The following is a 13,690-nucleotide window of genomic DNA, read 5'->3' as shown; positions in this document are numbered from 1 at the left end:
AGGGCATGCCGCCCGGGATGGCGACGTGCACAAGACCTGAGGTAGGAAAACTATTCGGCGGCAGCAAGGCGGGCCGAGCGCACGCCCTGTGCAAGGCCGCTGACCAGCGTGGCGACGGCCTCGGCCGGGTCGGCGGTCTTTTCGCCCTTCGGCCCCAGCACATTGGCGACCGCATTGACGATCGCGGTGCCGACGACGACGCCGTCGGCATTGGCGCCGATGACGCGCGCCTGTTCGGCGGTCTTGACGCCGAAGCCGACGCAGACCGGCAAATCGGTATGGCCCTTGATGCGCTTGACCGCCGCAGCCACCTTGCCGGTGTCGGCCAGCGCGGAACCGGTGATGCCGGTCATCGACACGTAATAGACGAAGCCGGACGTGTTCTGCAGCACCTTGGGCAGGCGCTTGTCGTCGGTGGTCGGCGTTGCCAGCCGGATGAAGTTGATGCCGGCTTTCAGCGCCGGGATGCACAGCTCCTCGTCCATTTCCGGCGGCAGGTCGACAACAATCAGCCCGTCGATGCCGCTGGCCAATGCGTCCTTGAGAAAGCGGTCGACGCCGTAGATGTAGATCGGGTTGTAATAGCCCATCAGAACGATCGGCGTCTCATTGTCGCCGGTGCGGAAGTCAGCCGCCATCTTCAGCGTCTTGACCAGCGTCTGGCCGCCTTTCAGCGCCCGCAAGCCCGCGGCCTGGATCGCCGGGCCATCGGCCATCGGATCGGAGAACGGCATGCCGAGTTCGATAATGTCCGCGCCGGCCGTTGGCAGCGCCTTCATGATCGACAGCGACGTCTGATAGTCCGGGTCGCCGCCCATGAAATAGGTGACGAGCGCCGGGCGGCCTTCGTTCCTGAGCTTCGCCATGCGTCGGTCGATGCGGGTGGTCATGTCTGGCCCTTTGGACGAATTTTGCTCATAATCAACTCCCAAATCGAAACTGTCCAACGGGCCTAGATCTCCATGCCCAGCATCGAGGCAACCGTATGCACGTCCTTGTCGCCGCGGCCGGACAGGTTGACGATGACGATCTGGTCCTTGTCCATGGCGGGCACGATCTTCACCGCATGGGCGATGGCGTGCGCCGATTCGAGCGCCGGGATGATGCCTTCGACGCGCGTGGTCAGCTTGAAGGCCTCCAGCGCTTCGTCGTCGAGGATCGGCACATATTCGACGCGGCCAGAATCGCGCAGCCAGGAATGCTCCGGCCCGACGCCGGGATAGTCCAGGCCGGCCGAGATCGAATGGCCGTCCATGATCTGGCCGTCGGCATTTTGCAGGAGATAGGTGCGGTTGCCATGCAGCACGCCCGGCGCGCCGGCATTCATCGAGGCGCAGTGTTCGACGCCGTCGAGGCCACGCCCGCCAGCCTCGATGCCGATGATGCGGACATCCTTGTCGTCGAGGAACGGATGGAACAGGCCGATAGCATTGGAACCGCCACCGACGGCGGCAATGATGGTGTCGGGCAGCCGGCCCTCCTGCTCGAGGATCTGCGCGCGCGCCTCCGAACCGATCACCGACTGGAAGTCCCGCACCAGCTCCGGATAGGGGTGCGGGCCGGCCGCGGTGCCGATCAGGTAATAAGTGTCCTCGACATTGGTCACCCAATCACGAAGGGCTTCGTTCATGGCGTCCTTCAGCGTGCCGTGGCCGGCGGTCACCGGCCGCACTTCGGCGCCGAGCAGCTTCATGCGGAACACGTTGGGGCTTTGGCGGGCAACGTCGGTGGCACCCATATAGACGACGCAGGGAAAGCCGAAACGGGCAGCGACGGTGGCCGACGCCACGCCGTGCTGGCCGGCTCCGGTCTCGGCGATGATGCGCGTCTTGCCCATGCGCTTGGCCAGCAGGATCTGGCCGAGGCAATTGTTGATCTTGTGCGAACCGGTATGGTTCAGGTCCTCGCGCTTGAAATAAACCTTTGCGCCGCCCCCGAGGCCCTTCGCGGAGGAAACCTCACGAAGATGTTTCGTCAGGCCCTCGGCGAAATAAAGCTTCGACGGCCGTCCAGCATAATGGGTCGAAAGATCGGTGAGCTCAGCCCTGAAATCCGGATCGTTCTTGACCTCGTTCCAGTGCCGTTCGAGGTCGAGGATCAACGGCATCAGCGTTTCGGCAACGAAACGACCCCCGAAAATGCCGAACATGCCCTGTTCGTCGGGTCCCGTACGGAAGGAATTGGGTGTCGCCGGCTTGTTCATCGCCGATCTCCTGGCATCTCGATTTTAGTTGAGCATGTCTTGTCGAAAACCGGTTCCACTTTCCGGGACATGCTCGGGTTTGAGCCGGTCAGGCGGCGCGGTCGTCTCGCGCTGCCTTGACGGCCCGGAAAAACTGCTCGATCAGCGCCGGATCCTTGACGCCCGGCGCGCTTTCCACGCCGGAGGAAATATCAATTCCGGGCGGGCTGGCAAGCCGAAGGGCATCGCCGATATTGGCGGCGTTGAGCCCACCGGAAAGCATGTAATCGAGCCCGGCGTCAAGGCCGGCCAGGATGCGCCAGTCGAACGCAACGCCATTGCCGCCCGGCAGTTCGGACCCCTTCGGCGGCTTAGCGTCGAACAGGAACCGGTCCGCGACCCCGACAAACGGTTTGATGCGCTCGAGATCGGCGGCTTCGCTGAGCGGCAGCGCTTTCATGACCGCCAGGCCATAGCGGGCTTTCAGTTCGGCCACGCGCTCTGGCGTTTCCGAACCATGGAGCTGCAGCATGTCCGGGCGCACGCGGTCGATGATCTCGTCCAGGATGGCATCATTGGCGTCGACGGTAACGGCAACCGCCAAAGCCTTGCCGCGGGCGGCTTCGCGCAGCCGCCCGGCTTCGGCGGGTTCGACGTAACGCGGGCTCTTGGCAAAGAAAATGAAGCCGACATGGCTGGCGCCGCCGGCCAGCGCCGCGGCCATTGCCTGGTCGGTCTTCAAGCCGCAGATCTTGATGTCGAGTGCCATGGCGCGGGAATTGGCATGAAATCGAGGCAGAGTCGAGAAAAAGCATGCTGTTTGCCGGCAAGGCCAAAGGCGCTACCTATTCATGGGAAGCATGCAAGGCGGGAGAACATCATGGCCGACAGAACCGTTGCCGAACTCAGGCAGAAGATCGCGCAGGCGCGCGAAGTGATTGCGCATCTGATGGAGAAGGCCGCCTTCAACGGCGCCGAGGCGCATCGGGCGCTCGACTATTTCGGCGGCGACGCATTCGACCGGAATTTTTTGCCCTGGCCGCATCACGCCGAAGAGGGGCTGCGGCCGGAGGAGCTGAATGCGGCGAATGACGATTGAGCGATTTGCGCCCTGGTAGATGCCCGGCAGGGCAGCGGGGGGCGAAGGAACGCTACCTAGCCATTTAATCGACGGCCGCCTCTGAGCGACGCGTTATTCTATTCAAACACAATCGCCTGCAGGGCGCCGCCATTGCGCTTCAGCCAGTCCTTGCAGCGGTCGGTGTCGGGGCAGAGCTTTTCGCACAATTTCCAGAATTTCGGGCCGTGGTTCATCTCTTTCAGATGCGCCACTTCATGCGCGACGAGGTAGTTGATGACGGGCGGCGGCGCCATCATGATGCGCCAGGAAAAGGACAAATTGCCTTCGGAGGTGCACGAGCCCCAGCGGCTGGACGTGTCCTTGTAGCGGATCGCCTTGGCGCGCTTGCCAAGCGCCTCGGTGTGCCTGGCCACCAGCTTCTCGATCTCCTTCTTGGCCTCGCGTTTCAAAAAATCGGCGATGCGGCGCGGCAGGTGGATGCGCTCGCCATGCACGACCAGCAGCGGGCCGCGCTCGTCGCGCGACACGGTGACGGTGCCGCGCTTTGACGGTTCATGGACGATGCGATGCGGCACGCCGCGTACGGGTATCTTGATGCCCGGCCGTACCTGCGGCCGCGTCGGCACCTTGGCCAGCCGCTGCTCCAGCCAGTCCTGATGACGGTCGAGGAACCGCTCCACCTCGCCGCGACGCAGGCCCGGCGGCACGGTGATACGCAGACCCTGGCCGCCGGAATCGATGCGCAGCGTCAGACGGCGCGCCCTGTCGCTCTCGACGATCTTGAGCGGCAGCGTGCGGCCGGCGACGCAATATTCGCGCTCCACGACAGGCTTGGGCTTCGTCAGATTGCGGAAGAATCCGAGGGTCATGGCCGGACGATACGCGATTCGAGAAAAACGAATAGAACAAAAAAGCAACGGCGCCGCTCGCGCGGCGCCGTTTTTTTGCAATCAGCTCTGCCCTGCCGCGCCACGCGTCCTGTGGGACGCACAAGCGACAGTGTAGCACTTAAAAGTGGCGCGCGACCCTCTCCGAAAATCGGTTCCGGTTCTCGGAGACATGCGCCGGGCTTCAGTCGTCAAGCAGGTTCGAGCCCTTGCCGCGCTTGGTGGGGGCCGTGCCGGTGCTTGGGTCGGATTTCGCCGGCGCGGTCGACTTGTTGCGGTTGGCCATGAAGCGATCGAACTCGTCCTGATCCTTGGCGCGACGCAATTCGCGGGCGTAGTCGTCGAACTCGGTCAGCATCTCGTCGAGCTTGCGGCGTTCCTCTGCCAGGCGCTCAAGCTCCTTTTCGCGCCAGTCATCGAACGCGACGTTGCCGGTGCGGGCGGAGCCGTGGCCCCAGCGCGCGGCTTTGTCGGAACCGCGGCGGCAGCCGGCGAAGATGCCGTCGGTCGCGCGGTTGACGTCACGCTTGAAGCCCTCGAGCCGGTCGCCCCAGATGATGTAGGCGAGCATGGCGAAGCCGAGCGGCCAGAACACCATGAAGCCGATCACCATCAACGCGATGGTTGCCGGCGTCCAGGCCGGGCGGATCAATGCAGATGTGTTCATTTTCTCCCATTCCTTCGGTTGGAGACAGCCAGGACCGGCTGCGTGGAATCGAAATGGGAAGGCAAAAACGGCGATTCAAGACAATGTCGGCTAAAACCGGACAAGCTGCTGAAATGATTATCGCTTTTTGAGCATATCGAGGAAAAGCACGACCAGCCCGGCAATCAGTCCCCAGAATGCGGCGCCGACGCCGAACAAGGTCAGCCCGGAGGCGGTGACGACAAAAGTGACGGTGGCGGCCATGCGCTCGCTTTCGTCCCTGAGCGCGATCGCCAGCGCGTTGGCCAGCGAGGCCATCAGCGCAAGACCCGCAACCAGCACGATCAGGCTCTGCGGCAGGACGGCGAAGATCGCCACCAGAGAAGCGCCGAAAATCGCGAAGATCAGGTAGGCAAGCGCATAGAACGGCCCTGTCTTCCAGCGCTCGGCGGGATCGGGATGAACGTCGAGCCCGGTGCAGATAGCCGCCGAAATTGCCGCCAGATTGGTGGTCGAGCCGCCGAACGGCGCCGAAAGCAGCGAAAACAGGCCGGTGATGCCGATCAGCGGACCGGGTTCCGGATGGTAGCCGGCGGCGCGCAGCACGGCGAGGCCCGACAGGTTCTGCGAAGCCATGGTGACCAGGTAGAGCGGCACTGCCAGGCCGATTATCGCCTTGCCGGTGAACACAGGCGCAATCACAGTGAGCGTCGACAGTTCAGGAGTGGGCAAACCGCCGACGCGGCCGGTGAGAAACGCGGCGAGCCCGCCGCCGACCAGCACTGCCAGCACCGACAGCGCCGGATTGAACAGGCGGATGACGAAGAAGGCAGCGATCAACGGCAGGATCAGCCAGGGGTCGACGGGAACAGTCTTGACCGCGTTGAGGGCGAAGGTGACGACAATGCCGGCCAGCATTCCTGAAGCGACCGAGGGCGGTATCCCCGAGATCAGTTTCGTCAACGGCCGAAACAGCCCGGTGGCGACCAAAAGAATGGCGGTAACGATGAAGGCGGCGACGGCCTCGCCGATCGAAAAGCCGCTCGACGCCGCCATCAGCGCCAGGCCCGGCGTCGACCAGGCGGTGATGACGGGCATCTTCGTTCGCCAGGACAGCCACAGGCTTTCTACCGCCATGGCCAGGCAGATGGTGGTCACCCAGCTCGCCGTCTGAATTTGCGTCGCGCCGACCGCGTGGGCGGCGGCAATGACGATGGCCAGCGTGCCGCCGAAACCGACGATGGCCGCGACAAAAGCTGAGACCGGGATGGAAAGGCGCATCGTCACTTGCCCCGCCCGGCCATGTCGCCGACCGCCCGCACCAGCATGTCGAGATCCTGCGGCCGCGACAGCCGGTGGTCGCCGTCGGGGATCAGCGACAGCGTCACATCGTCGGCCGGCAGCAGGCTGACCAGCTTCAGCGCATGGCTCGACGGCACGTCCCGATCGGCCAGCCCCTGCACGATGTGGACGGGGCAATGCGTGTCGAGCGGGCCGGTCATGACCAGGTTGTCGCGCCCATCCTCGATCAGGGCGCGCGTGTAGATGTAGGGCTCGGTGGAATAGTCCGACGGCTCCTCGAAGAAGCCTTTTTTGGCAAGGTCGCGCTTCTGCGCCTTGGTCAGCGCCGGTTCGACCAGTTCCGCGGTAAAATCCGGCGCCGGCGCCAGAAGCACCAGGCCGACGACGCTTGCCTCGCCTGCCTTGCGCAATTCCTGCACCATGCGCAGCGCGATCCAGGCGCCCATCGACGAGCCGACCAGGATCTGGCTGCCGCTGGCGAAATGCCGGAACACGGCCAGGCTTTGCGAAAGCCATTTCGAGATCGTGCCGTCGGCAAAGGCGCCGCCGGATTCGCCGTGTCCGGAATAGTCATGACGCAGGAAGGCGCGGCCTTCTTTTGCCGCCCAATCCGATAGCGTTTCAGCCTTCGTGCCCATCATGTCCGACTTGTAGCCGCCGAGCCAGACGACGCCAGGCGTCGCGCCCGCAATATGGCGCACCGCGATGTTCGATCCGTCGACATCCAGAAAGACAGGGGCAGTCATGGCTTTTTCCTCGCGCCGTCGTTCGGCGCAGGGTCTTGTGACACAGCCTGTGGCGTGGCGAAAAGTGCTCGCGATCTTTCTTTGTTTGGTGCAGGCAGCGATCAGGTGATTTTCTGTCAATGCTGTGCTATTGACTCCGCCCGCGCGCTCCCCACATTGGCGCGTCCACATATCAAGACCTGCAAATCCAGAACGAAACGGCCAAGGAGACCACGACCATTCGCAGACCTTTCAAAGCAGCGGCGCCGACCAAGGATGGGCCGCGCTCCAATCGTGACATCCGGGTTCCCCGGGTCCAGCTTATCGACGCCGAAGGCCAAAACCGTGGCGATGTTTCCATCAACGACGCATTGCTGCTCGCCGAAGAGGCAGGGCTCGATCTCGTCGAGATATCGCCCAACGCGCAGCCGCCCGTCGTAAAAATCCTCGATCTCGGCAAGTTGAAATACGCCAACCAGAAGAAGGCGGCCGAGGCGCGCAAGAACCAGAAGGTCATCGAGATCAAGGAGATCAAGATGCGCCCCAACATCGACAGCCACGACTATGAGACCAAGATGAAGGCGGTGCGCCGCTTCTTCGAGGAAGGCGACAAGGTCAAGCTGACATTGCGCTTCCGCGGCCGCGAGATGGCGCATATGGAGCTCGGCATGCAGCTTCTGAACAAGGTGCGCGAGGAAGTGGCTACCATCGCCAAGGTGGAAGCGGAGCCGAAGCTCGAAGGCCGCCAGATGATGATGGTGCTGGCGCCGCGCTAGATCACGATGACGTCAGGCTCGGACATCGCGCTCTAAATCCGCCTGAATTGTGCTACAGGGCGTCCCGGCGATCGGCGGGACGCCTTATTTCTTGGCTCAAAGCTGCGATCGCCGGCAAAGCTCTTCGACGATCGGATTCCTCCCTTGGACAAAAAACTCAAATACGGGCTGGGTAGCTACCAGCGCACCCGCAGGCTGGTGCTTGCCGTGCTCGTGGTGGTGCTCTTCGCAGCCCTGCTGTTCGGGCAATCGACCTTCCCGCCCGACACGGCGATGCATGAAACGATCGAGATGTTCGGCGTGCTGCTGATTTTCCTGGGCATCGTCGGGCGCCTTTGGTCAACACTCTACATAGGTGGGCGCAAATCTTCCGAAGTGGTGACGGGCGGGCCCTATTCGATCACCCGCAACCCGCTCTATGTGTTCTCGACCGTGGCCGCGGCCGGCGTCGGCGCGCAGATCGGCTCGTTTTCCGGCATCATTCTGTTCGCTGTCCTGTGTGCGGGCGCCTTCCATATCGTCATCCTGCGCGAGGAGAAATTCCTCAAGGAAGCGCTCGGCGCGCCCTATCAGGCCTATCTGGCAAGAGTGCCGCGCTTTTTCCCGAAGCTTTCCCTCTACCAGGAGGGCGACACCGGCAACTTCAAGCCGCGTCTGCTGTTGAACACACTTCTCGACGGCCTGGTATTCCTCATCGCGCTGCCAGCCTTCGAACTGATCGACGGCGCCCAGCAGTCGGGTATGCTGCCGGTGTTGTTTACGCTCCCCTGATCGAGGACCGAGCGACGCATCCCGGCGTCGGTAAAGCGCGGCGCGGGGGTGTGGTGCGGGGGGTGTTGCACAGCCGCCTGCTTTGACGTATAGGACCGCCGTTCCAAGAAAACCGCCCGGCAGGGCATGCCGTGGCGGTTTCATTTGCTTTTCGGGCTTTGGTCGGCCCGAAGCGAACAAAACAAGAGGCGTGAAGTGCCGCAGGCACGACAGGGACCTCATAGAAACGGAGTAGCAAAATGCCCAAGATGAAGACCAAATCGGCCGCCAAGAAGCGGTTCAAGATCACCGGTACGGGTAAAGTCCTGTCGGCTGCGGCCGGCAAGCGTCACGGCATGATCAAGCGTTCCAACAAGTTCATTCGAAATGCCCGCGGCACGATGGTTCTGGCTGAACCGGATGGCAAGAAGGTCATCAAGAATTTTCTGCCGAACGGCCTCTGAGCATTCGGCCGAACACGAATTTGTTTTACGCAATTCCGAACGGAAAACCGCAAGGCACTTTTCCTGGAATTGCTTTTAAGGAGATCATGACATGGCACGCGTAAAAAGAGGCGTCACCTCGCACGCCAAGCACAAGAAGGTCCTGAAAGCCGCGAAAGGCTTCTACGGCCGCCGCAAGAACACCATCCGCATCGCAAAGCAGGCGGTGGAAAAGTCGTTGCAGTACGCTTACCGCGACCGCAAGAACCGCAAGCGCTCGTTCCGCGCCCTGTGGATCCAGCGCATCAACGCCGCGACCCACGAGCACGGCCTGACCTATGGCCGTTTCATCGACGGCCTCAACAAGGCTGGCATCGAGATCGATCGCAAGATCCTGTCGGACATGGCCATCCACGAGCCGCAGGCTTTCGCCGCGCTCGTCGCCAAGGCCAAGGTTGCTCTTGAGTACCTCAAGAACACCACCCCGAATGCTTTTGAAAGCGCTGTCGCCTAGGACCAGCGCTTCCCAAGCATTCGAAATTCTGATTTGGGGAACCCGCGCTGGCACGGCTGGCGCGGGTTTTTTTCTTATGCCTGATGTAACCAAATTGGTGACACGCCCGGTGATGGTGGGTTGCCCGATCGAGAGAGTTTCGCCGTGAACGCCACCGCTGGAAATCTTGAAACCCTGGAAGCTTCGCTGCTCGCCGACATAGCGTCGGCTGCTGATGAGGCCGCGATAGAAGCCGTGCGCGTCGCGGCGCTGGGCAAGAAGGGATCGATCTCGGAAATGCTGAAGACGCTCGGCTCGATGAGCGCCGAGGAGCGCCAGGTCAAAGGCCCCGCCATCAACGGCCTCAAGAACCGTGTCACCGAGGCGCTCACCGCGCGCAAGGCGGAACTCAGGGATATCGCCATCACCGCCCGGCTCGCCGCCGAAAAGGTCGACGTGACACTGCCGGTGCGGCAGTCGCCGGCCGAGCGCGGCCGCATCCATCCGATCAGCCAGGTCATCGACGAAATCGCGGCGATCTTCGGCGATCTCGGCTTCGCCATCGCCGAAGGGCCCGACATCGAGACCGACTATTACAATTTCACCGCGTTGAATTTCCCGGAAGGCCATCCGGCGCGCGAGATGCACGACACCTTCTTCTTCCAGCCGGACGAGAAGGGCGAGCGCAAGCTGTTGCGTACCCACACCTCGCCGGTGCAGATCCGCACCATGGAGAAGCAGAAGCCGCCGATCCGCATCGTCATTCCGGGCAAGACCTATCGGCAGGATTCCGACGCCACCCACTCGCCGATGTTCCATCAGGTCGAAGGGCTGGTGATCGACAAATCGGCCAACGTCGCCAACATGAAATGGGTGCTGGAAGAGTTCTGCAAGGCCTTCTTCGAGGTGCCGTCGGTCAAAATGCGCTTCCGGCCGTCCTTCTTCCCGTTCACCGAGCCAAGCCTCGAGGTCGATATCCAATGCGACCGCTCGCGGCCCGGCGAGGTGCGCTTCGGCGAAGGCTCCGACTGGATGGAGATCCTCGGCTGCGGCATGGTGCACCCCAACGTGCTGAGGGCCGGTGGGCTCGATCCGGACGAGTACCAGGGCTTTGCCTGGGGCATGGGCATCGACCGCATCGCCATGCTGAAATACGGCATGCCGGACCTGCGCGCCTTCTTCGATGCCGATGTGCGCTGGCTGTCGCATTACGGTTTCCGGCCGCTCGACATGCCGACCTTGTTCGGAGGCTTGAGCGCGTGAGAGCCAAGACCCTTCCTGCTGCGATACATTACGGAACAGCATCATGAAATTCACCCTCTCCTGGCTCAAGGATCACCTCGAGACCGATGCTTCGCTCGATGAGATCGTCGAGCGGCTGACCTCGATCGGCCTCGAGGTCGAGCATGTCGACGACAAGGCGAGCCTGAAGCCCTTTGTCATCGCCAGGGTGTTGACGGCGGTGCAGCATCCCGACGCCGACCGGCTGCGGGTGCTGACCGTCGACACCGGCGACGGCAAGCCGCCGGTGCAGGTCGTGTGCGGCGCCCCCAATGCACGCGCGGGCCTGATCGGCGCCTTCGCCGCGCCCGGCACCTATGTGCCCGGCATCGACGTGACGCTGACGGTCGGCAAAATCCGGGGCGTCGAAAGCCACGGCATGATGTGTTCCGAGCGCGAGCTGGAGCTTTCCGACGAGCACGACGGCATCATCGACCTGCCCGAGGATGCGCCGGTCGGCACCAGCTTCGCCGCTTATGCCCATCTCGACGATCCGGTCATCGAGATCAATCTGACGCCCAACCGACCGGATGCCACCAGCGTCTACGGCATCGCCCGGGATCTCGCGGCGAGCGGTCTCGGCCGCCTCGTCGGCGGCGCAATCATGCCGCATGTCGGCAATGGAATGTGCCCCGTCAAGGTGACGATCGAAGCGCCGGAACTCTGCCCCGGCTTCGCGCTCAACCTGGTCAAGGGCGTCAAGAACGGTCCCTCGCCGAAATGGCTCCAGCAGCGGCTGATCGCCATTGGCCTCAGGCCCATCAGCGCGCTGGTCGACATCACCAACTACGTCACCTTCGATCGTGGCCGCCCGCTGCATGTCTTCGATGCAGGCAAGGTCGCCGGCAATCTCGTCGTACGCCGCGCCAGGGATGGCGAAAAGGTACTGGCGCTCGACGGCCGCGAATACACGTTGACGCCGGAGATGTGCGTCATCGCCGATGACAATGGCGTGGAATCGATCGCCGGCATCATGGGCGGCGAGCGTTCCGGCTGCGACGAGAACACGACCGACGTGCTGATCGAATCCGCACTCTGGGACCCGATCACCACGGCCCGCACCGGGCGTGCGCTCGGCATCATCACCGATGCCCGCTATCGTTTCGAGCGCGGGGTCGACCCCGAATTCATGGTGCCGGGCGTTGAGCTCGCGACCCGGCTGGTGCTCGATTTCTGCGGCGGCACGCCGACGGAAATCGAGGTGGCCGGCTATGCCGGCCATCAGCCCAAGATCGTCTCCTTCCCGCTGTCGGAAGTGAAGCGGCTGACCGGCATAGAAGTGCCGACGGCGGAAAGCCTCGATATTCTCACGCGTCTCGGCTTCAAGCCTGAGGGCTCGGGCGATGTCGTCAATATCGCAGTGCCGTCCTGGCGCCCCGATGTCGACGGCAAGGCCGACCTGGTCGAGGAGGTAATGCGCATCCATGGCGTCGACAACATCGCTTCGCAGCCGCTCGGTGCGCATGACGCGGTTAACGGCAAGATCCTGACGACGCTGCAGATCCGCACTCGCGCGGCCAAGCGGGCGCTGGCCGTGCGCGGCATGATGGAGGCGGTCACCTGGTCGTTCATCCCCGCCAGGCACGCCGAACTGTTCGGCCGCGGGCAGGCGTCGCTCAAGCTCGCCAACCCGATCGCCGCCGACATGTCCGACATGCGGCCCTCGCTGCTGCCCGGCCTGATCGCAGCCGCCCAGCGCAATGCCGACAAGGGCATTGGCGACGTGGCGTTGTTCGAGGTCTCCGGCACCTATGAGGGCGACGGCGCCGACCAGCAACGGCGCGTCGCCGCCGGCGTGCGGCGCGGCACCGCCAAGCTCGACGGTTCCGGCCGCAACTGGGCTGGCAATTCCGGTCCGGTCGGCGTGTTCGACGCCAAGGCTGATGCCATCGCCGCACTGGAAGCCTGCGGCGCGCCGGTCGAGCGGCTGCAGATCGAGGCCGGCGGCCCGTCCTGGTACCATCCTGGTCGCTCCGGAACGATCAAGCTCGGACCGAAGACGGTGCTCGGCACGTTCGGTGAATTTCATCCCAAAACGCTGGAAGGCCTCGACGTCTCCGGCCCGCTCTGCGGCTTCGAAGTGTATGTCGATGCCGTGCCCGAGCCCAAGGCAAAGCCGACGAAAACCAAGCCCAGGCTGGATCTCTCCGCCTTCCAGGCGGTGAAGCGCGACTTCGCCTTCGTCGTCGACAAGGCGGTCGAGGCCGGCACGCTGGTACGCGCGGCGCTCGCCGCGGACAAGAAGCTGGTCACCGGCGTCTCGGTCTTTGATGTTTTCGAGGGTGCGTCACTGGGCGAGGGCAAGAAGTCCATCGCCATCGAAGTGTCGATCCAGCCGGTCGAGAAGACGCTGACCGACGAGGATTTCGAGGCTCTGGCCAAGCGCATCGTCGAGAATGTCGGCAAGCAGACCGGAGGCGTGCTCAGGGCATAGCCTCTTTCCGGGATTGCGGGAACGTGGCGAATCGCCCTCCAAAGGGCGATGGACCATCTGCGCTATTCCGGGCTCCCGTTCGAAACACAGCGTGCTGCGTTTCTCGATGTCGTGTCGAAGGACGTCTTGCTCCATGACGCTCTGGCTCGGGCACGTCGCCTTGCTCTGCCCGACTGGCTGGTGGTCTCCGGCGTGCTCTACAACTCGGTCTGGAACCATCTGACGGGGAAGCCGTCGGGTTATGGCATCAAGGATGTCGACCTGTTCTATTTCGACGACAGCGACCTGTCCTACGAGGCCGAAGACGCCGTCATCCGCCGGGCGGCGAAGCACTTCCAAGGCTGCCCCTGCCGGTCGAGGTGCGCAACCAGGCGCGGGTGCATTTGTGGTACCCGCAGAAGTTCGGGCGGCCCTGTCCGCGTTACACGAGTTCGAGCGAGTCGGTCCGGTTCTTTGCGTCGAAGACGCATGCGGTCGGGCTGCGATACGACGCGGATGGTCAACTGGAACTTGTGGCGCCGTTCGGTCTCGACGACGTCTTCTCGTTCCGCATCACGCCGAACCGGGTAATGGACAATCGGCGAACGCATGAGGTGAAGGGGGCACGAGCCAAGGCGAACTGGCCGGAGATCACGGTAGTGCCGTGGTAGGGGCGCACAGATCAAGAATGTCTGAGCGAGGCATCCCCCT

The 13,690-nt window shown here is 63.3% G+C and carries 14 protein-coding genes and 1 pseudogene; 8 read left to right on the top strand and 7 right to left on the bottom strand.

Annotated features, from left to right (window positions below; genetic code table 11):
- Positions 1–50: 50 nt before the first annotated feature.
- From trpA to FJ964_RS11050, 3 genes are all read right to left on the bottom strand, one after another.
- On the bottom strand, positions 51–890 hold the full coding sequence (trpA, locus tag FJ964_RS11060; protein WP_140550415.1) for a tryptophan synthase subunit alpha: 840 nt from the start codon (positions 888–890) through the stop codon (positions 51–53).
- A gap of 62 nt (positions 891–952) precedes the next feature.
- Complete coding sequence (trpB, locus tag FJ964_RS11055; protein ID WP_140550414.1) at positions 953–2,203, bottom strand: tryptophan synthase subunit beta; 1,251 nt, start codon at positions 2,201–2,203, stop codon at positions 953–955.
- A gap of 88 nt (positions 2,204–2,291) precedes the next feature.
- Complete coding sequence (locus FJ964_RS11050; RefSeq protein WP_140550413.1) at positions 2,292–2,951, bottom strand: phosphoribosylanthranilate isomerase; 660 nt, start codon at positions 2,949–2,951, stop codon at positions 2,292–2,294.
- Between the two features lie 111 nt (positions 2,952–3,062).
- Here FJ964_RS11050 and FJ964_RS11045 point away from each other — a divergent pair, with 111 nt between their 5' ends.
- Positions 3,063–3,281: a hypothetical protein gene (locus FJ964_RS11045; protein WP_140550412.1), complete on the top strand. Its 219-nt coding sequence runs from the start codon at positions 3,063–3,065 to the stop codon at positions 3,279–3,281.
- Between the two features lie 98 nt (positions 3,282–3,379).
- Here FJ964_RS11045 and FJ964_RS11040 read toward each other — a convergent pair whose 3' ends face one another.
- The 4 genes from FJ964_RS11040 to FJ964_RS11025 form a co-directional block, all read right to left on the bottom strand.
- A complete protein-coding gene (locus FJ964_RS11040) occupies positions 3,380–4,132 on the bottom strand; it encodes a M48 family metallopeptidase (protein WP_140550411.1) in 753 nt (250 codons plus the stop codon).
- 202 nt (positions 4,133–4,334) lie between these two features.
- Complete coding sequence (locus FJ964_RS11035) at positions 4,335–4,817, bottom strand: DUF2852 domain-containing protein (RefSeq protein ID WP_140550410.1); 483 nt, start codon at positions 4,815–4,817, stop codon at positions 4,335–4,337.
- Between the two features lie 117 nt (positions 4,818–4,934).
- On the bottom strand, positions 4,935–6,077 hold the full coding sequence (locus FJ964_RS11030; RefSeq protein WP_140550409.1) for a benzoate/H(+) symporter BenE family transporter: 1,143 nt from the start codon (positions 6,075–6,077) through the stop codon (positions 4,935–4,937).
- 2 nt (positions 6,078–6,079) lie between these two features.
- Positions 6,080–6,844 carry an alpha/beta hydrolase gene (locus tag FJ964_RS11025; RefSeq protein ID WP_140550408.1) on the bottom strand — a complete coding sequence of 255 codons (765 nt, stop codon included), beginning with the start codon at positions 6,842–6,844 and terminating at the stop codon, positions 6,080–6,082.
- Positions 6,845–7,062: 218 nt separating this feature from the next.
- On the opposite strand from FJ964_RS11025, the gene infC reads away from it, so the two are divergent.
- The 7 genes and pseudogenes from infC to FJ964_RS10990 all read left to right on the top strand — a co-directional run bounded on the left by infC (position 7,063) and on the right by FJ964_RS10990 (position 13,650).
- The gene (infC, locus tag FJ964_RS11020) at positions 7,063–7,599 is read left to right on the top strand and encodes a translation initiation factor IF-3 (protein WP_140491142.1); all 537 of its coding nucleotides are present in this window, start codon (positions 7,063–7,065) and stop codon (positions 7,597–7,599) included.
- Positions 7,600–7,743: 144 nt separating this feature from the next.
- Positions 7,744–8,370 carry an isoprenylcysteine carboxylmethyltransferase family protein gene (locus FJ964_RS11015; protein WP_140550407.1) on the top strand — a complete coding sequence of 209 codons (627 nt, stop codon included), beginning with the start codon at positions 7,744–7,746 and terminating at the stop codon, positions 8,368–8,370.
- Between the two features lie 239 nt (positions 8,371–8,609).
- The gene (gene rpmI, locus FJ964_RS11010) at positions 8,610–8,813 is read left to right on the top strand and encodes a 50S ribosomal protein L35 (protein ID WP_006201248.1); all 204 of its coding nucleotides are present in this window, start codon (positions 8,610–8,612) and stop codon (positions 8,811–8,813) included.
- A 91-nt stretch (positions 8,814–8,904) separates the two neighbouring features.
- Complete coding sequence (rplT, locus tag FJ964_RS11005; RefSeq protein WP_006201247.1) at positions 8,905–9,306, top strand: 50S ribosomal protein L20; 402 nt, start codon at positions 8,905–8,907, stop codon at positions 9,304–9,306.
- 144 nt (positions 9,307–9,450) lie between these two features.
- The gene (gene pheS / locus FJ964_RS11000) at positions 9,451–10,548 is read left to right on the top strand and encodes a phenylalanine--tRNA ligase subunit alpha (RefSeq protein ID WP_140550406.1); all 1,098 of its coding nucleotides are present in this window, start codon (positions 9,451–9,453) and stop codon (positions 10,546–10,548) included.
- Positions 10,549–10,591: 43 nt separating this feature from the next.
- Positions 10,592–13,000 (top strand): phenylalanine--tRNA ligase subunit beta, encoded by a 2,409-nt coding sequence (gene pheT / locus FJ964_RS10995; protein WP_140550405.1) that lies wholly within the window; start codon positions 10,592–10,594, stop codon positions 12,998–13,000.
- Between the two features lie 48 nt (positions 13,001–13,048).
- Positions 13,049–13,650, top strand: a pseudogene (locus FJ964_RS10990) (nucleotidyltransferase family protein).
- Positions 13,651–13,690: the final 40 nt, after the last annotated feature.

The sequence above is a fragment of the Mesorhizobium sp. B2-3-2 genome (genome assembly GCF_006442295.1).
Lineage (GTDB): Bacteria > Pseudomonadota > Alphaproteobacteria > Rhizobiales > Rhizobiaceae > Mesorhizobium.
The sequence above is the reverse complement of the archived record's forward strand: the minus strand, read 5'-3'. Positions and strand labels throughout refer to the sequence as shown.